17 protein-coding genes are annotated in these 18248 nt (G+C 71.1%); 8 read left to right on the forward strand and 9 right to left on the reverse strand.

All coding sequences use genetic code 11. From position 1 onward, the window contains the following. Window positions 1-139: 139 nt before the first annotated feature. Window positions 140-898: a hypothetical protein gene (locus AB0J71_RS33605; RefSeq protein WP_352328190.1), complete on the reverse strand. Its 759-nt coding sequence runs from the start codon at window positions 896-898 to the stop codon at window positions 140-142. Window positions 899-1033: 135 nt separating this feature from the next. After that, window positions 1034-2854 (reverse strand): M4 family metallopeptidase, encoded by a 1821-nt coding sequence (locus tag AB0J71_RS33610; protein WP_364417897.1) that lies wholly within the window; start codon window positions 2852-2854, stop codon window positions 1034-1036. A gap of 208 nt (window positions 2855-3062) precedes the next feature. On the opposite strand from AB0J71_RS33610, the gene AB0J71_RS33615 reads away from it, so the two are divergent. The 3 genes from AB0J71_RS33615 to AB0J71_RS33625 all read left to right on the forward strand — a co-directional run bounded on the left by AB0J71_RS33615 (window position 3063) and on the right by AB0J71_RS33625 (window position 6790). After that, window positions 3063-4532: an RDD family protein gene (locus AB0J71_RS33615; RefSeq protein WP_364417898.1), complete on the forward strand. Its 1470-nt coding sequence runs from the start codon at window positions 3063-3065 to the stop codon at window positions 4530-4532. 87 nt (window positions 4533-4619) lie between these two features. Continuing rightward, window positions 4620-5933 (forward strand): hypothetical protein, encoded by a 1314-nt coding sequence (locus AB0J71_RS33620; RefSeq protein WP_364417900.1) that lies wholly within the window; start codon window positions 4620-4622, stop codon window positions 5931-5933. 299 nt (window positions 5934-6232) lie between these two features. Further along, window positions 6233-6790 carry a GNAT family protein gene (locus tag AB0J71_RS33625; protein WP_364417902.1) on the forward strand — a complete coding sequence of 186 codons (558 nt, stop codon included), beginning with the start codon at window positions 6233-6235 and terminating at the stop codon, window positions 6788-6790. Window positions 6791-6856: 66 nt separating this feature from the next. On the opposite strand, the gene AB0J71_RS33630 is transcribed toward AB0J71_RS33625, so the two are convergent. From AB0J71_RS33630 to AB0J71_RS33645, 4 genes are all read right to left on the reverse strand, one after another. Next, a complete protein-coding gene (locus tag AB0J71_RS33630) occupies window positions 6857-7150 on the reverse strand; it encodes an NUDIX hydrolase (protein WP_364418022.1) in 294 nt (97 codons plus the stop codon). 36 nt (window positions 7151-7186) lie between these two features. After that, the gene (locus tag AB0J71_RS33635; protein ID WP_352328185.1) at window positions 7187-7672 is read right to left on the reverse strand and encodes a hypothetical protein; all 486 of its coding nucleotides are present in this window, start codon (window positions 7670-7672) and stop codon (window positions 7187-7189) included. 231 nt (window positions 7673-7903) lie between these two features. Next, window positions 7904-8143, reverse strand: coding sequence for a hypothetical protein (locus AB0J71_RS33640; RefSeq protein WP_364417904.1), 240 nt, complete (start codon window positions 8141-8143; stop codon window positions 7904-7906). A 196-nt stretch (window positions 8144-8339) separates the two neighbouring features. Continuing rightward, window positions 8340-8771, reverse strand: coding sequence for a hypothetical protein (locus AB0J71_RS33645; RefSeq protein WP_364417906.1), 432 nt, complete (start codon window positions 8769-8771; stop codon window positions 8340-8342). 203 nt (window positions 8772-8974) lie between these two features. Between AB0J71_RS33645 and AB0J71_RS33650 the strand changes: the two genes are divergently transcribed. After that, window positions 8975-12709, forward strand: coding sequence for a hypothetical protein (locus AB0J71_RS33650; RefSeq protein ID WP_364417908.1), 3735 nt, complete (start codon window positions 8975-8977; stop codon window positions 12707-12709). 237 nt (window positions 12710-12946) lie between these two features. Here AB0J71_RS33650 and AB0J71_RS33655 read toward each other — a convergent pair whose 3' ends face one another. Then, window positions 12947-13591 carry a TetR family transcriptional regulator gene (locus AB0J71_RS33655; protein ID WP_352327518.1) on the reverse strand — a complete coding sequence of 215 codons (645 nt, stop codon included), beginning with the start codon at window positions 13589-13591 and terminating at the stop codon, window positions 12947-12949. 75 nt (window positions 13592-13666) lie between these two features. Here AB0J71_RS33655 and AB0J71_RS33660 point away from each other — a divergent pair, with 75 nt between their 5' ends. Beyond that, on the forward strand, window positions 13667-14596 hold the full coding sequence (locus AB0J71_RS33660; RefSeq protein WP_364417910.1) for a zinc-binding dehydrogenase: 930 nt from the start codon (window positions 13667-13669) through the stop codon (window positions 14594-14596). 77 nt (window positions 14597-14673) lie between these two features. After that, on the forward strand, window positions 14674-14835 hold the full coding sequence (locus AB0J71_RS33665; RefSeq protein ID WP_352327520.1) for a hypothetical protein: 162 nt from the start codon (window positions 14674-14676) through the stop codon (window positions 14833-14835). Between the two features lie 56 nt (window positions 14836-14891). On the opposite strand, the gene AB0J71_RS33670 is transcribed toward AB0J71_RS33665, so the two are convergent. Next, window positions 14892-15713, reverse strand: coding sequence for an MBL fold metallo-hydrolase (locus AB0J71_RS33670; RefSeq protein ID WP_364417912.1), 822 nt, complete (start codon window positions 15711-15713; stop codon window positions 14892-14894). 113 nt (window positions 15714-15826) lie between these two features. On the opposite strand from AB0J71_RS33670, the gene AB0J71_RS33675 reads away from it, so the two are divergent. Both AB0J71_RS33675 and AB0J71_RS33680 read left to right on the forward strand, forming a co-directional pair. Further along, entirely contained in the window at window positions 15827-16435 is a 609-nt protein-coding gene (locus AB0J71_RS33675) for an XRE family transcriptional regulator (RefSeq protein WP_364417914.1), read from the forward strand. 186 nt (window positions 16436-16621) lie between these two features. Next, the gene (locus AB0J71_RS33680) at window positions 16622-16879 is read left to right on the forward strand and encodes a DUF3303 family protein (protein WP_352327523.1); all 258 of its coding nucleotides are present in this window, start codon (window positions 16622-16624) and stop codon (window positions 16877-16879) included. A 15-nt stretch (window positions 16880-16894) separates the two neighbouring features. Here the strand turns inward: AB0J71_RS33680 and AB0J71_RS33685 are convergent, their stop codons facing one another. Continuing rightward, on the reverse strand, window positions 16895-18145 hold the full coding sequence (locus tag AB0J71_RS33685) for a deoxyribodipyrimidine photo-lyase (protein WP_364417916.1): 1251 nt from the start codon (window positions 18143-18145) through the stop codon (window positions 16895-16897). Window positions 18146-18248 lie beyond the last annotated feature (103 nt).

Raw genomic sequence — 18248 nt, forward strand, 5'->3', positions numbered from 1 at the left:
CTCTCCCTTCGGGCCTGGGCGGGGGGTGTGCCGCGGGGTGGGGGGGGGGGGTGCGGGGGGGGGGGGATTTGTGGGGGGGGGGGGCGGGCCCCCCCCGCCCCCGGCCGGGGTCGAGGCGGCCGTACGGGTGTGGGGACGGTCAGCTGGTGAAACGTCCCTCACGGGTGTACTTGCAGGCTCCGCCGAGGCAGTTCGGGTTGGACCCCCACCCGTCGTCATAGCTGACCCTGCGGTGGAGCTTGATCGTGCCCTTGACCTCTTCCGCCTGGAGGCCGGGGCCGACCTTCTCCTCCGCCTGCTTCCACCAGCTCGTGCCGTTCCAGTAGTACAGCCGGTGCCGGGCCCACAGGTAGCTCGGCGAACCCGCCGGCAGGCAGTTGAAGATGAAGCTCTCCGCGCGACGCTCCTTGAAGCCGCCGAAGTCGAGGGTGGTGAACGACTTGGGCGCCATGCCGGCCTGGCCGTTCTCGTGCCAGAGATGCGAGCTGAAGTGCTCGGCGGTGCACGAGGCGGACAGCACGGCGCCGGCCGGAGCGGTCAGACCGCGTACGGTGACCGGCTCGCTGGTGATCCGCCGTCCCTGCAACTCGGCGGGCAGGTCGGGGCCGTGGTCGTCGACGAGACGCCGGGGCACCGGCACGTCGGGCGGCGTGATCTCCAGGTACGTCTGCAGGTAGCTGTTGCTCCGGTCCCAGGCGATGAGCGGCGCGCGGCCGATGATCCCGAGCTGGGACATCCCGACTTCGTCGGAGGGCTGGCTGTCGGAGAAGGTCACGGTGAGACCGGTCGTGTACTCGATGGACGCGAGAGGGATCTCCCGGTCGCTCTCCTCGGGTTCGGCCGCGGCCGGGGAGGCGGCGAGCGCGATCGTGGCGGCGATTGCTGCGATGAACCTCATGTCGCTCCTTGCGGTTGGTGTCGGCCCGCGCAGAACGTTAGGCAGCGACCTTTCAGCGGCCTTAAAGCCGAGCTCAGCGCCTGCTTCCGGCGCACCGGACCGGAACGCCGGAAGCGGGGGCGCGGCGTCATCGGCTCATGGGCCCACGGTCAGGGTGAGGGTGGCCGTGTGGTCGAGGGCGACGCCGTCGCCCAGCACCGTGATCGGGTAAGTGCCGGCCGCGGTGGTCGCGCCGACCGTGACGGTCAGCGTGGAGGTGGCGCCGGTGGTGATGCTCGCCGGGCTGAAGGAGGCCGTCATGCCCGCCGGAAGCCCCCTGGCGGACAGCGAGATCTGCTGCGCGGCGCCCGAGACGACGGCGCTGCCGACGGTGACGCTCACGGTCTGGCCCGGCTGCACGGTCGCCGCGGTGGGGCTGACCGCGACCGAGAAGTCGCACGTGTACGGCTCGCCGGCCCGGGCGGGCACGCGCACGGCGTTCCACGCGGCCTTGACCGTGTTGTACTCCAGGCACGACGAGGGGAACATGTCCAGGGCCGCCTGCAGCGAGGCGCGGCGGGCCATGGTGTGCGGCCAGACGGAGGTCTTGCGCAGCAGCGTGCCCATGTAGATCTGGCCCGCCTTGCGCGCGCCGAGCCCGACGATGGAGGAGGAGTCGCAGGTCGGGCTGGGCGGCTGGCCGTTCGCCGGGTTGCTGCCCTCGGCCAGCAGGTAGAACCAGTGGTTCTGGACGCCAGCCCCCACCTGCGGCGGCATCGACGGCACCGCGCTGCTGTAGCAGTCGGGGTGGCCGGGGATCAGCGACGGCTTGTACATGTAGCGGATCGGGCCGGTTCCGTCGACGTTGACCTCCTCGCCGACGGTGTAGTCCGGCGGGTCGAGGGTGGCGGGCTCGTTGGCGTACTGCTCGGTCAGCGCGCCGAAGATGTCGCCGGTGGACTCGTTGAGTATGGCCTTCTCGTTGTCGCCGAGGTCAATGCCGGGCGTGGTGGCGAAGACGATGTGGCCGTACTCGTGCGCCACGACGTCCATCGCGGTGAGCTGGCGCAGGTTGTCGGAGGTGTGGCCGAAGACGGTGTTGACGCCGTTCCAGTAGGCGTTGACGTCGTTCAGGCCGACGCGGGCGGGGTAGCCGTCGCCGGCGCCGTTGAAGCCGGAGCGTCCCAGCCACGCCTTGAGCATGTCCCATTCGGTGTCGATCGCGAAGAGCGTGTCGACGCAGGCGGTTTCGAGGTTGGTGCCGCTGCCGTTGCCCCAGAAGTCGTCGGGCCCGGTGAAGGCGGCGCCGTTCGGGCCGCCGCAGCGCACGTTCCGCCGTACCGGATCGATCATGGCGAAGGAGGAGCCGGTCGCCATGGTGCCGATCGTGACCGGGTTGCCGTTGTAGTAGCTGTTGCCCACCCCCGCCCTGACCTCGTCGGACTTCAGGACGACCGCGCCGGTCAGCGCGTCGACGAAGACGTGCAGCTTGCTCTCCCTGCCGCCGACGGCGCCGTGGACGAGCACCTCGTAGGCCAGCCGGCCGCGTCCCTGGGCCATGACCAGCAGCCGGGGCGTGGCAACGGAGGAGACCCGGGGCAGCTGGCCTGCGGCCACCCGGGCTGCTTCGGCGGCGCTGAGCCTGGGCGTGGTGGCCACGTCCAGGGGACTGTCCTGGGAGACGGAGGTGCTCAGGACCTCGCCGGTGGCGGCGCTGACCACGACGAAGTCGCCGCCGTAGACCGGCAGCCCCCGGTAGGTGCGGGTGTAGGGCGTGTAGCGCAGGCCGCCCTGCCCTTCGGTCGGGCTCTGCCGTACGTACGCGTCCTCGGGCGAGCTGTGCAGCAGTGCGGGCCTGGCCTTCACCAGGAGGTCGGCGGGATCGCCTTTGGCGGCGTCCGCCGGACCGGGGACCGAAGTGGCCACGAGCACACAGACGGCACTCGTGACCAGGGCTAACACGGCATTGCGTCTCATGGGGTCGCTCCCTTTGCGCCGGCGGGCGATGGATGGGGTCACCTGCATTTGAGTTGATGAACTACAGGAGGTCAATATCGAGGTAAATAGGCAGAAAAATCGGGATTTATGGCCCTTTGAGGGACGTGTAACTGGCCGTGTCGGCCGCCGGGCTGCTTCGGCTGCAAGATCACCGATAGGCTGTCGCGCCGAACACCTGGAGCCCCGATTGTCGCGATCAGCCCTGCTGGTCTGGGCGGCCGCCCTGACCGCCGCCGCCTACCCGACCTGGATCGCCTGGCAGCCCAAAGACCTCGCCTCGCAGCTCTACTTCTGCATGGGCGGGGTCGGTGATCTCGGGGGCATCTCGCCGTTCCTGCCGCTGCGCGGGGACCTCGGCACGCTGACGGCACTCATGACGACCTGGGGAATCCCGGTGCTCGTCGTGCTCGCCGCCCTGGGACACTGGCGTTCGGCGGCGGCCGGGAGACGGGCCGCGGGGCTGCTCGTCCTGACCGCGATCGCGATCCCGCTCACCCCCTGGTACGCCGGCGACGGGCCGTGCGGCGAGGAGCTCGAACTGTTCGGCCTGGACTGGTTCCAGGCCGTGATCGGCTCCTGGGGCCGCGTGGAGAACGCCCTGCTGATCTCCGCCGCGCTGGTGCTGCTCGCGACGCACGCGTTGGGCCCCGCCCAGGAACCCGCCGTGACGCCGATCTGGCGCGCGGGGCTGTTGTTCCTGATCGACTACCTCGTCGTCGCCTGCGTCGTCACCCTCGCCGTCGTGCTGACCGACGGCTGGGCGACCGGCACGAGCGGCGGCCTGCTGAACTGGCTCAGCTTCGAGGCGATCCTGGACGAGCCCGCCCGGCTGCTGTTCTGGCCGGCGCTGGTCGGTTACGTCCTGCTCAGGCGGCGGCTCGCGGCACGTCCCGCCGTGGTCGCGGGCCTCCCCCGGCGCTCTGCGCTGCCGCCGTGGGTCTGGCTGGTCCGGACGGCGGCCGTGGCCGCTGCCGCCTTTCCCACCTGGCAGTCCTGGGGGACCGTGCCCGCCGAGTGGGCGCATCGGACGTCCGGCTCGGGAACGCTCAGGACCGTCCTGGAAACGCTGCGCGGCGACGCCGGCCGCGTGGTGGAGTTCGCGGTCGGCTGGGGTGTGCCGGTCATCGCCGTCGTAGCCTGCATCGGCCTGGTGCTGATGCTGCTCGCCGCACGCTGGATGCCCCCCGACGACCGGCCGGCGCGCACACGGTCGTCGCGGCGGGTGACGGCGCTGCTGATCGACTACCTGGTCGTGATCACGATCCTCCTCGCCCTGCCCAGGCTGGGCGCCACGTACGCGCCGGACCTCGACCACGGCCTGCTGGACTCGATCTGGCGGGAGCCGATCTTCCAGGACGACGGGCGGCTGATCGTCCTGCCGGTGGTCTTCCTCTACGCGCTGAGCGGGCACACCCTCGGCAAGCTGGTCATGCGCCTGCGGATCGTCGCCGCCGGCGCGGGCCGCCGCCCGGCGTGGCGCAGGCTGGCCGTGCGGGCGCTGGTCTTCCCGCTGCCCGCCTTCGTCCCGCAGGCCGGGATCGCGCTGCTGGCCCTGGACGGACTGTCGGCCCTGACCGACCCCGCCGGCCGCGGACTGCACGACCGGCTCGCCGGGACCCTCGTGGTGGACAGACCGGGCAGCCGGCGGAGCCGGTGACGAAAGGAACTCCACCCGTCAGCACGTATCTGGGGCACGCCGGACCTGCTCGGGAGGGGCAGCCACGCACATCCCCAGGAGGCGCCCATGCCCACGATCGGGTTCGAATGGCAGTTCCAGCGTGACGAGCTGCGGTTTCTGGCGAACACCAAGAACGGCTGGCAGACCGAGAACGCCCTGCCGTCCAAGGGACGGGTCTGCTATTGGCAGGACCCCGGGGTCGCCATCGAGTCCGACGGCGGCGACGTCGAGATCATCACCGACTCGGTGACGACGTGGGCCGCCCTGCGCCGTCAGCTCGTCTTCATCGGCGAGCTGATCAGCCTGCTGACGGGCCGTTCCCCCGACAGCACCCAGCTTCCTGACCCGTTCCTGCGGTCCGACGAGCAGGAGGACGAGCCGACGACCGGCACCAGGCGGTCGAGCAGGGCCCGGACGAGCACCAGGACGCAGGCCGTGCGCGTGGCCCAGGGACACCTCAAGACCCACGACGACGTCCAGCCGTCCGACGGCCTGCGCTTCGTGCCGGGCACCAACGTGGGCAACATCATGACCGTGTCCCTGGCCGCGCCCGTCAAGAGGTGCGACTTCGACCTCACCGGCAACCCGGTGATGACGACCGTCTACGCCAAGGGCGACGTCCTGGCCCTGACCGCCGGCAGGGACCTCGTCCACGGCACGGCTCAGGCCACCCTGGACGTGCCGCTGGCCGAGCTGCCCGCCCGGCTGGGGGTGCTCGGCTTCGATCCCAGCGCCCGGGTGGGCGCGTGGTTGCAGGGACGCCACCAGACGGCCAACCTCATCGGGTTCGTCACGCTGATCCAGTACATGCTGTGGGTCTTCGCCCATCAGAACCTCACCTCCGGCGACGGGCCGAAGGCGGGCTTCGCGCTGCTGCCGCGCACGAACCTGCGCTCGGTGTACATGAACGCGCTGACGGAGGTGGAACGGTCCGCCTTCGACGCCATGGTCAACGCCCTGCCCGACGGGGACCAGAATTCCCGGGTGTGCCCCCGGCCGTACGGTCTGGGCGGGCGGCAGACGTACGACAACCAGCTCAGCCTGTTCTGGTGGCTGCGGTCGATCCAGGCCGGCGACCCCGGCCAGGGCAACGAGACGCTGGCCGTCCACATGAGCGGCGACGGCCCGCGCGGCATCGCCTACGACGCGATGTCCCCGCCCCGCGGCTACCCCGCCCACGAGCCCTTCCCCGGACGGCCGCCGGAGTGGTTCACGTACTCCATGGGTCAGAAGACGACGCCGTACAAGGCGACCCACGTGGTCGTGGAGTACCGGCAGACCGACCTCTTCGGCCTGAAGAACGGCATGGGAACCTACGAGCAGTTCGTCACCGCGGCGATGCACGCGGCCCGCAGCGCCGGCCTGGACGTGCCGAACTGACCACCGGATCAGCCGGAACGGCTCAGGCACGGGCAGCGGGCGTGATTTTGTGACGGCGGACGTCACCGCAGCGGGGCCGGCTGAGCTGCTCCGCCGGCCACAGATCCGACAGATCGTTGTGGTACTGCACCGCGCACAACAGGGTGACGGCGATCTCCCGGGCACGGTCACGCCCCACGGACGTGTTTCTGCAGGTCAAGCGGTAAGTGTCTGGGGGGAGCGGGTGGCGGGCCGGCGTGTCGCCGACGCTCGAATTCAATCTACATTGTAAAGGCGGGCGGCCGGTAAGGTCAGCGTGCATGTATCCGGTCACGATCTCGTCCCCGAGGCTGGCCCTGCGGGAGTTCGTCCCGACGGACGTCGACGGGCTTCTGGCCATCTACGGCGACCCGCGGGTCGCCGAGCACATGAGCTTCGAGCCCCGAAACCGCGAGCAGGTCGAGAGCATCATGACCGGCGTGATGGAGTCGGCCCGCCACGACCCGCGGACGGACTACTGTCTTGCGGCGGTGCTGCCGGACGGCGAGCTGGTGGCGTTCGCGCGCATCTCGATCGACCTCGGCCACCCGCTGCAGAACAGTGCCCAGATCGGGTTCGCGCTGCGCTCGGACCGGTGGCGTCAGGGGCTGGGCGACGAGGTCGTACGTCTGCTCCTGCGGCTCGGGTTCGAGCAGCTCGGCGTCCACCGCGTCTGGGGCGCGCGCAGCCCGGTCAACGAGGCGTCCGGGCGGGTCATGAGCAGGCTGGGGATGGTCGAGGAGGGCGTCATCCGCGGGCACCTGAAGCTCGCCGGCGGGTGGCGGGATTCGGTCGTCCACTCCATCCTGGCCCCGGAGTGGAAGGCGGCGTCCGGCTGATCGAGCACCGCCGGCATCGTGGTCAGGGGGCTGACGCGCCCCAAGCGGCTGATCGGGCTCACCCGATCAGGGGTGGCGGCGATGTAGGGCGTACAAGGCCAGAAATGTCTGCATGACCGGTTCGAGCGTCGCGGCCTCGTAGCCGGTCTCCTCCAGCAGTTCCCGAGCCGCCGCGGCCTCGACCGGCTCGTCCCCGTCCGCGTTTCCGCCCGGCAACTCCAGCAGTACGCGTCCAGGCCCCGGCCGGTACTGCATGGCCGGCGTCACCTGCTCATCGTCGGTGAGGGCAACGGTCGCGCCGCCCGCGAGGTGTCCCAGACGTCTTCGTTGCCGTCCGGGTAGCGGTACGGGCGGGCGAATGCGGGCCGCCGACTCTGGAAAACCGGGCGCGTCCGGTCATCCGGACGAAGAAACAAGGTTCACCGTGTAGGTCACGAGGATTTTTGCGTCCACATCTTCAGTGAAGGCGTGATAGTTGCACTCGATCGTCTGGAAACCGTCGATCTCATCGAAGCGTACCTTGCGGTTGAAGGGGCCTTGATAAGGAAGGTCTTCGTTCAGGAACGCTATGTGTTCTTCCAGGCTCTGGTTGAATACCAGCATTTGGTTGAGATGACCTTCGGTCTCCTGCTCGAAGTGCGAAACCGTGAGCTGCTTCGTGACGTTGTAGGTGAGGCTCTCGCCTGGCTTGATGCGTGTCGCGCCGCTTGGATGAATCGGCTCTTCCAGGTTGAGGCGCAGATATAGTTCCTCGGCCTCGAAGGTTTGTTCGTCGTCTACGGCGCGGACGATTCTGGCGGTTATGGCACCTTTCGGCGAGACGCTGCGCGTGCCTACGTTGTGAATGGTCGCCAAAGAAACGTCGATTGTCTTGGTGGCCATGATGCCCTCGCCATATCCGTGATCGCTACAGTGCGGAACCGATCGATGTCGCTCGGCAACCACATACCCGGCTGGCGGCGTCGGCAAAGACGTAGTCCGGGCTCAGCTGAGCGATTCTGGCGGCCCCGCGCCCCTCGGGCCGCGCTCCGGGGCCATGTGCGCCAGGCTCACACCCTTGGACGGCGCGCGAGCCTGGCCTTGCTCACGGTCTGGGCGAGTCCAGGCCGACGCTCACCCGCCGGCGCCGGGGTAGAAGTCCTCCTTCATGGGCGCGAACCCGCCCGTGCTGGGGTAATAGTCTTCTTTCGGGGCGATCCCACCGCTGTGGGGCCAGAAGTCGTCGCCCATCGGGGCGATCCCGCCGGTGCTGGGGTAGAAGTCGTCCTTGGCGGCTGCCGGGCCGGCGGCCAGGGCGAGTCCGGCTGCGGCCAACAGCCCGATCGCGGCCAGTTTGAGCGCTGTCCTGGTCATGCCATCACCTCTCGTCACCACTCTTGATGCGGGTTTCCGCTCGTGCCTCGGCGTGGGTACGCATTCAGTGCCCAACGGGGGGCCGCCGGCGATCCGGTCCGGTCGGTTCCGGGTCGCGCGGCCCCACCAGCCGGTCCGACGGCCTCCGTGGCGTCGGACCGGCCCCGGGTGCTGCTGGGATATCGGCGGCTGCGGACTACTTGGCGCAGCCTTCCCTTCTCCACTGGATCCAGGTGACGGTCACGGGAGAATCGACCGTCCTGTGTCCCCGCTTGAGGTCGCCGTTCAGGGCGCGGGGGATGCACTTCGAGTACTCGGCGCCGTTCGAGTAGACGTATGTGACAAGGACGTAGTCATAGTCATAGGGGTCGTGCGTGCCGTTGTTGAAGAAGGATCGGACGCCCTTGTACTGGCTGTTGGCCACGCTGACCGGCCCGTAGTCTTCGCCCCGGCCGATGCCGATCTTCGTGCCTGCGGAGATGACCTCTGTCGAGTACATGCAGAAGTCTCCGGCTGCGCAGCCGTACGCCGTGTTGTCGGACATGGCTTCCGCGTTCGCCGGTGACGCGAATGCCAGCCCCGCCAGAGAGGCGGCGGCGACGGCTGCCGGGATGAACCTTTTCAGCATGAGTTCTCCTCGCATTGTTGCCCGGGTGGTCCCAGGGCGTGAAATGGCCGGCCCGCCGAGCGGATAACGGCAGGCAGGGGCCAGTCTTGGTGGCGGCTGCATTGTCTGGAACCCCGATTCGCCACCTGAACAAAACTTGATCGTCTCCACAGGGCTGGGTACGTTGTGCTGGTTTGCCCGTATTCGGGGATATGGGGGATCGTGTGGGGCGTCGTGAACGGCCGGTCGATCCGGCGGACGGCCCGGTAGCCGCCTTCGCCGTGGAGTTGCGCAAGCTCCGGCACGAGGCGGGTGGGCCGTCGTATCGGGCGATGGCCGCGCGGGTGCCGTGTTCGGCCGCCACGCTGGCGCAGGCCGCGGCGGGAGACCGGTTGCCGACGCTGCCGGTCGCGCTGGCCTATGTGCAGGCGTGCGGCGGGGACGTCGAGCAGTGGCGGGCCCGGTGGGAGCAGGCTCTGGCCGCGGCCCGTGCGGCCACCGGCTCGGGCGAAGGTGAGGGCCGGGCGCCGTATCGGGGGCTGGCCAGGTTCGAGACCGCCGATCAGGCGTACTTCTTCGGCCGGGCCGCGCTGGTCGAGCGGGTGGCCGAGTTGGTGGAGGCGCATCGCCTGGTCGTGGTGGTGGGCCCGTCGGGCTGCGGCAAGTCCTCGCTGCTGCGTGCGGGGCTGGTGCCCAGACTGCGGCCGCGCGCGGTGCGGGTGGTCACGCCGGGCGCCCGCCCGCGGGCGGCGCTGCCGGACGCCGGCGGGGAGGAGGTGATCGTGGTCGACCAGTTCGAGGAGACGTTCACCCTGTGCCAGGACCCGGACGAACGGCAGGCGTTCATCGACGCCCTGGTCGGCAAGAGCAAGGATGATCAGGACGGCCGGGTGGTCGTGGCCGTCCGCGCGGACTTCTTCGACCACTGCGCCCGCCACCCCGCCCTGATGGAGGCCGTCCGGGACTCCACGGTCCCGGTCGGCCCGATGAGCCGGCCGGAATTGCGGGAGGCGATCGTCAAACCGGCGGGGGCCGCCGGGCTGATCGTCCAGCGTGAACTGACCGCGACCGTCATCGAGGAGGTGGCGGGCGAGCCCGGCGGGCTGCCGCTGATGTCGCACGCCCTGCTGGAGACCTGGCGGCGTCACCACGGCAAGGCACTCACCCTGGCCGACTACGAGGCCACGGGAGGAATCCACGGCGCGGTCGCCCACACCGCCGAAACCCTGTACGCCGATCTCACCGCTGTCGAGCGGCTGCGGTTACGCGAGCTGCTGCTGCGCCTGGTCACGCCGGGCGAGTCCGGCGCGCAGGACACCCGCCGCCCGGTACGGCGTGCCGAACTGCTCACCGGCGACCCGCACGACCCGGGCCCGGCCCTGCTGGAACGCCTGGCCGCCGCCCGCCTGATCACCCTGGACGACGACACCGCCGACCTGGCCCACGAAGCCCTCCTGACCGCCTGGCCCCGCCTGCGCGACTGGGTGGAGGAAGACCGCGAACGGCTACGCGTCCACCGCCGCCTGACCGAGGCCGCCACCGCCTGGAACGACCACGCCCGCGACCCCGGCACCCTCTACCGCGGACTGCAATTGGCCACCGCCCGCCAACACCTCACCGGTCACCTCGACACGCTCACCCCAGACGAGCGGGACTTTCTCCAGGCCAGCACGGCCACCCACCATGCCGCACGCCGCCGGAGCCGCCTGCGCACGTTGGTCCTGTCGGTCGTGGCAACGCTCGCGCTGGTGGCCGCGTCCCTGGCCTGGCAGCAGAACACCGTCAGCAGCCGACGGCAGCGCGAGGCGTACGCCCGCCAGATGATCGGCACCGCCGAGAGCCTGCGCCAGTCCGACCCGCGCCTGGCGATGCAGCTCAGCCTCGCCGCCTGGCGCCTGGCCGACCTGCCAGAGACCCGCGGCGCGCTGCTGACCGCCGGCCGTCAGCCCCAGCAGGACACCTTCACCGACCCCGACCTCGCCCCGGACGCCTTGCGCTGGCTCAGCACCGACGGCCACTTCCTCGTCAGCGTCGGCGACCGCGAAATCACGCGCTGGGATGTGGACACCGGACGAGCCACTCTTACCACTCTCGGCCAGATGTCAGGTGAGTTGTCACAAGTCGCCCTGGGTATGGGCGATGCCCGCTTGCTACCTCTCCTGGGCGTTCGTGCCGTCAACTCGACCGTGACGCTGTTCGACATGGTCACCGGCCGCTACGACCTCTCGCCGTTGGACACCACCAACCTCGGTGCCGAGGTCAGCCGCAGCGGAAGGCATGTCATCGTCTACCAGGCGGACGGCTCCCGCTACCGCGTCCGCGTATGGAACCCCTTCGCCCGGCAGAAGGTCCTGGAGGTGAGCACCTCCCGGAAGAAGCCAGGACTGTACCGCGGGGGAGGGGCCCCTGCGGAGGCCATGGCACGCGTGCGAGGGCGTGAGCGCATGGAAACCGGCGCTCCCGACGCCACGATCAGCGCGAACGGCAAGATCATGGCGCTGTGCGTGCCCGGCGCGCCGCTCCAGCTGTGGAACCTGGACGACGGCCACAAGATCACGGCGTCCTGGGCGCCGACGCTGTCGGCCGAACAGTGCCGGGAAGAGCGCCTGTTCCTGGCCCCGGACGGGCGACGCCTGCTGCTGGCCGAAGACGGCCGGGTCCGGCAGTGGCACCTGCCCGACGGCAGGCCAGCCCCCGCCCTCCCGGCGCCGGACGTGTATGAGATCGGATTCAGCCAGGACGGCTCCTTCCTGGCCACGGCCGGCATGGACGAGCTCCTGGTATGGCGGTCGGGCCAGACCGACGAACTGCTGTTCCGGCACCCTCTCGGCGGCGAGCGCGCGTTCGACCTCAGGATCGACCCGGCCGCTGACCGCATCCGCTACCTGGCCGGGGCGCTCACCGGTTTGGCCACCGTCCGCACGCTTCGACTCAACGCCGCCTCGGAGAGCAGCTGGGGAGAGGACCTCGCGACGGGTGCGACCTTCAGCCCCGACGGTCGGCGCCTCGCCGTCACCTACGACAACCGCGTGGAGCTACGTGACGGCACCAGCGGGCAGCGCCTTCCCGGCCCACCGCCGCTGCCCTGTCCGGCGACCACCTCAGGAGGGCCCGGATGCCGCGCCGTCGCCGCCTTCCGGCGTGACGGCCGGGTCCTGGCCTACGGCGACGTCCTTCAGGCCCCGTCGTTCAAGGCGTGGATGTGGGATCTCGACAGCCGGCGCGTCGGCGCGAGCTCGCCTCTCCTGTCGACGGGACAGGACCTCGCCTTCGCGGGCGGCAACCTGTTGATCAGCGGCGTGACCTTCGCCGACTTTCCCTCTGCCGTCACGACGATCGCCGTCTGGGATCCGATCAAAGGCCGGGTCTCCGCGACCGTGCCCGGCATCACCGGCCGCCTTGCCGTCGACCCCGCCGAGCGGCTGCTGGTCACCACGCAGGGGCACGTCGCCGATCTCGCCACCGGAACACCGATCCGCCGTGCGGGCAGGACCGGTGTGGCCGGCGCGTTGGCCTTCAGCCCTGACGGACGTTTCCTCGCCGTCGGCAGCGGGGGTGGGCAGACCGCGCTCTGGGACGGCACAGTGCAACGGCACCTCGGCACCCTGACGTCCACGGCCCTGGCCGCGGACGTCAGCGCCCTCGCCTTCTCCCCGGACGGGCGCGTGTTCGCTGTCGGGATGACCAACGGCGCGATCCAGCTGTGGGACACCGACACCCGGCAACCCATGGGAGCTCCCATCACGGCTCCTGGCAGCACCGTCCTGGCCATGACCCTGCACGACAACGCCCTCTACGTCGCCTCCGAGCGCATCCCCTACCAGCGCTTCGACCTCACCCCGGCGGCCGCGGCCGCCACCATCTGCCAACGGGCAGGCGGAGGCCTCACGCCGGAGAAGTGGGCCACCTACTTCCCGGGCTACCCCTTCCGGCCCACCTGTGGCCGTGACGCCCGATGAGGCGCGGCTTCACATCGGTCACGTCATCGGGTGGGCTCCTCCGCGGCGGTGGGAGCCGGTCGGTTCTTCATGGTCAGGGCCAGGAGGATGGCGGCGGCGGTGAAGGCCGCGGTGACCCCCTCGGTGAGGACCTGGTGGGCCGGTCCGCGCGAAGCGCGCCTGGCCGCGCCGAACACCGTGACGACGGGCTCCGCCGCCGGGCGGGTCAGCCGGCCTGAACCTGCCGGTCCAGGGGGCTCAGCGGGGCGGCTCGTCGCCGGTGAACGTCGCCGCCTGCGGCGTGGCCGCGAAGACGGTGCGCAGCTCGGCGAGCAGGTCGTCGAGCGTGGGGTCCGGTGAGGCGGTGGTCCAGCCGCGCAGGGCGGCGTGGAAGGCCGCCACCAGCAGGTCGAGCGCCAGCCTGGGCCGCGGGTCGCGGTCGCCGAGGCCGAGCCGCCTGCGCAGGGTGGCCTCGAAGGCCGCGCTGGTGCGGTCGCAGAACTGCAGCCCGTGCGCGGCGATGGACGGCGTGCGCTGCGACAGCTCCTGGCTGAGCCGCACGCGGGCCACCCATTCCGGCCCCTCCGCCGACATCCGCCGCACCGCCGCGAGCATCGCCTCCTGCAGCACCTCCAGCACGGGACGGCCGCCGCCGAGCGGCGCGTGCTCGACGTCGTCGAGGAGGGCGGTCCACAGGGCCTCCAGCGGGGCGGAGGCGACCTCCTCCTTGCTGGCGAAGTTGCGGAAGAACGTGCGCTTGGAGACCTCGACCTCCGCGCACAGCTCGTCGAGGGTCACCTGGTCGAAGCCGCGCTCGGTGAACAGCGCGAGCGCGGTGTCCACCAGGGTGGCCCGGGTCTTGAGCTTCTTGCGCTCGCGGAGCGGCAGCAGGTCGGCGGTCATCGTCCCCAGTGTATCCGGAGCGCATATGCCTCCTATAGGCTTATGCCACTCAGTGGCACTTTGGAGGATGTCGTCATGCGCGCTCTGATCGTCGACCGTTCCGTTCCCGGTGGCCTGCGGGTGGGCCAGGCGCCCGACCCGGTGCCGGCGCCCGGCGAGGCGCTGGTCCGCGTCACCGCCACGTCGCTCAACTACGGCGAGGTCAGGCACGCTCTGCAGGAGGCGCCCGAGGGCACGGTGCTCGGCTGGGACGCGGCGGGGGTCGTCGTCCAGGCCGCGGCCGACGGCTCGGGGCCCGCCGTGGGCACGCCCGTGGTCACGCTGGGCTGGGACGGCGGGTGGGCCGAGCTGCGGGCCGTCCCGACCGACCGGATCGGGGTGGTGCCGCAGGGCGCGGACCTCGGCGCGATCAGCACGATCCCGGTCGCCGGCGCCACCGCGCTGCGCGCGCTCGACCGCCTCGGACCGATCCTGGGGCGGCGGGTCCTGGTCACCGGCGCGACGGGCGGCGTCGGCCGGTACGCCGTGCAGCTCGCCCGGCTCGGCGGCGCGTACGTCATCGCCGCCACCGGCGACCCGGACCGGCACGGCGACGGGCTGCGCGCGCTCGGCGCGGACGAGGTCGTCGCCGCCCCCGCCGAGAGCGGCGGACGGCTCGACGGCGTCCTGGACCTGCTCGGCGGCGTCCCGCTGGTCGAGGCGTTCGACCAGCTCACGGAGGGCGGCACGCTGGTCGCCGTCGGACACTCCACCGGCGAGGGCGAGAGCTTCCCGTTCGGCGCGCTGTTCGGCGGCGCCGACCGCCACGACCGCTCGCTCGTGACCTTCCACCTGCTCTACTGCCACGGCCTGCACCGCGACCTGACCTGGCTGGCCGGGCAGGTCGCGGGCGGCAGGCTGAGCCCGGAGATCACCTGGCGCGGCGGCTGGGACGAGGCCGCCGAGGCGGCGGCCGCCCTCCTCGACCGCCGCGTGCACGGCAAGGCGGTCCTCGACCTGGCGTGAGAGCGGGCCGGACGAGCAAGGCGGAGAGCCCGTGCGGGGTCCGGGGTCTCCAGAAAGAATGCGGAAAGCTATGACATGTGACCTCCAGCTGGGCCCGCATCCATGCGAGGCGGCGTACCCGCCGGACGTGGACCACGCAGCACCGGGTGGTCCGCGGCGCCCAGGAGTACCACCAGATCCAGTTCGGCCACCGCGTCATGTTCGTCAGGAGCGAGGACGTCGTGGTGACCGACGCGTGAGCGCCGGACCGGCCGGCTGCCGCATCGCCGGCGCGGCCCGGAGCCCGTGGGCCCGGTCAGCCGATCGGCGGTGCGAGGTACTCCAGCGCGTAACCCTCGCCGGCGGGCGTCACGCGGGCGATGCCGGGTGAGTCGAGGTGGGCGCCGGCCACGAAGTGGTGCGGCCGGCTCAGTCGTTCCAGCAGCGCCGCTCGCGCGGCGCGGGCCCGGGACTGGTCGCCGTCGAGCTCCCAGGACACCTTCGGCTGGTCGAACTGCAGCGTGGGGACGTGCACGGTGTCGCCCCAGACGAGAAGGTGGCCGGCGCCGCTCCTGATCTCGTAGACGGTGTGCCCGGGGGTGTGGCCCGGCGTCGGCAGGGCGGTGGCCCACTCGTTGATCGCGACCTTCTCCGACACGGGCACGACCCGGTCGCGGACCGGCTCCAGCCGCCGCCCGCCGAAGACCGAGGCGTCGCCCGCGCCGATCCACACGCGCTCAAGCTTGGGGAACGCCTCCGAGCCGTCCGGCGCGATCAGGCCGCTCACGTGGTCTTCGTGGTTGTGGGTGATGGCCGCGTCGGTCACCTCCGCGCGGTCGACCCCCGCCTCGTCGAGCGCGTCGTAGATCAGGCCCATGGTGGGGTCGTGCCAGGCATCGGACGCGCCGGTGTCGATGAGCAACGACCGGGTGCCGTCGGTGACGTAGAAGGCGTTGACCGACAGCCGCAGGTTGTCGCCGGCCAGCGGGACGGCGTCGGGCAGCTCGCCGAGCGGGCGCCCGTCCTCGTCGCGCAGCCGTGTGGGCGGCATGTCGATGTAGCCGTCGCGCAACGAGACCACCTGCAGCTCGCCGAACTCGAACGTGGCATGGAGCCGGCCACCCGAACTGAAACGCATGGAACCTCCGTCATGTCGGGCGCACATCGCCCGTCTTCGATAGAAGACTCTATCTTCTTTAGGAGAAACCCTACACTGTGGGACAGCGAGGTACGGATCGATCGAGGAGCACGGTGGTCGAGAAAGACGGAAACGTGGCCGAACCACAACACGGTGGCGACCTGGCCGGCGCGTTCGGCGTCAACGTGCGGCGACGCCGCGAGGAGGCGGGCCTGACGCTGGAACAGCTGTCCGCGCAGTCGTCGGTCAGCCGGGCGATGTTGTCCAAGGTCGAACGCGGTGAGAAGAGCCCGACGATCGGCGTCGCCTCCAGGATCGCCCACGCGCTCGACGCGTCGCTCTCGGACCTGATCGGCGCGCCGGCCGGGGCCGCGTCCGGCGTGGCCGTCGTCATGCGCAGGAGTCACCGTCCGGTGTTCCGTGACCCGGAGACCGGCTTCGAGCGGCACATGGTGTCGGCGGCCCCGGGCGCGGGAGGGGCCGAGATGGTCTTCCACCACCTCCCCGCCCAGGTGTCCACCGGGCTGCTGCCCGCTTACCCGCCGGGTACGGAGAAGCAGCTCGTGGTGCTCGAAGGCACCCTCACCGTCGCGATCGGCGGGATCAACGAGACCCTGGAGACGGGCGACTCGCTGTTCTTCCAGGCCGACGCCGACCACGGCTTCGCCAACCGGACGAACGCTCCCTGCGAGTACATCATGTTCATCTCCCGCCGAACCTGATCGGCCGGGGCGAAGGCACGACACGCTGCACGCCCTGCTCGGCGACCCCGTCGACTTCAAGGCGCTCACCCCCGGAGCCCACTGGGACGCCGACGACCCCGGCGAGCGCATCGCCTGGCTGCGTATCCTGTGCTCCGGCTTCCGGCCCGTCCCGGACCAGGAGCCGTCGGAGGACTGATGGTGTTCATGGTGATCGAACGATTCCGCGGCCAGGACGCCAAGGCCGTCTACCGGCGGTTCCGGGAGAAGGGCCGCATGACCGGCGAAGGTCTGGTGTTCGTCTCCAGCTGGGTGACGGCTGATCTGAGCCGCTGCTTCCAGCTCATGGAATGTGACGACATCGCACTTCTGCAACGCTGGGTCGCCGAGTGGTCGGACCTCGTCGAGTTCGAGATCGTGCCGGTGGCGCCCGGAGCCGCGACCGCCGCCGCCCTGGACGGCTGATCCCGACGTCGCCGGTCAGAGCATCGGACGCGGGTAACCGGCCGGGGGCGTGCCCAGCAGCCACGGCTGGTGGACGTGGGCGGCGGGCACGCCGGCGAGCTCGGGGACGTGACGGCGCACGTAGTCGCCCGCCGGGTCGTACCGCTGGGCCTGGCGCAGCGGGTTGAAGCCGCGGTTGGGGCGCGTGTCGTTGCCGGTGCCGGCGATCCACTGCCAGTTGCCCGAGTTGTTGGCCACGTCGCCGTCGAGCAGGTGCTCGAAGAAGTGCCGGGCGCCGGCCCGCCAGTCGATCCCGAGGACCTTGACCAGGTAGGAGGCCACGATGAGGCGGGCCCGGTTGTGCATCCAGCCCTCGGCGAGGAGCTGGCGCATGCCGGCGTCCACGACGGGCAGCCCGGTCATGCCCTCCCGCCAGGCCTGCAGCGCGTCCTCGTCGTCGCGCCAGCGGTGGCCGCGGGGGCGGTAGTCGTCCCGGTTGATCCGCGGGAAGGCGGAGGTGACCTGGTGGTGGAAGTCGCGCCAGCACAGCTGGCGGACGAACGGCTCGCTGCCCGCGGCCAGGTGGGCCAGCTCCAGCGGGGACAGGCAGCCGAACCTCAGGTACGGGCTCAGCCGGGAGGTGCGGTCACCGGCCAGGTCGTCGTGGCCGTCGGCGTACCCCGGCAGGGCGCGGCGGATCCACTGCCGGGCGCGGTCGCGGGCGGCGGTCTCGCCGCCAGGCACGGGTTCCGGCCGGGCCGGGCGCGGCAGCCGCCCGGCGTCGAGGTCGTGAGGCGTCGGCACGTGGCGGGGGGCCGCGAGCAGCGGACGGCGCCGGTGCCCGCTCCAGGCGCGCCAGTACGGCGTGAAGACCCGGTAGTGATCCCCGCCCCCGGACGGGGTGAGCGTGCCGGGCGGCACCACCGTGACCCCGGGGAAGAGCTCGTAGCAGAGCCGTTCGCGGGCCAGCCGGTCCTGCCTGCGCCTGGCCAGCAGGCTGACGTCGGCACTGGCGAAGACCGCCGCCGCTCCCGTTCCGTGGACGAGCTTCATGGTCTCGGTCACGACGTCGCCGTGCCGGACGACCAGGTCCCCGCCGCGTTCCCGGAGACAGGCCCGCAGGTCGGCCAGGCACTCCAGCAGGAAGCCGCGGCGGCGGCCGGCGGGGACGGCGTCGTCCAGCACGAACAGGGGGAGCACGGCGCGGGCGCGTTCGCAGGCGGCCGTCAGGGCCGGGTGGTCGTGCACCCGCAGGTCCCTGTTGAACAGGACGATCACCGTGTCCATCGACGTCCCTTCACGACGAGACCGGATGCGGTCGCGGGTCGAGTCACGACGTGGCCGCGTCGGCCGGTCCGGTGCGCAGGCAGTCACGATCGTGCACTTCAGA

Origin of the sequence: Nonomuraea sp. NPDC049637, assembly GCF_040675235.1 — a bacterium.
Classification (GTDB): domain Bacteria; phylum Actinomycetota; class Actinomycetes; order Streptosporangiales; family Streptosporangiaceae; genus Nonomuraea.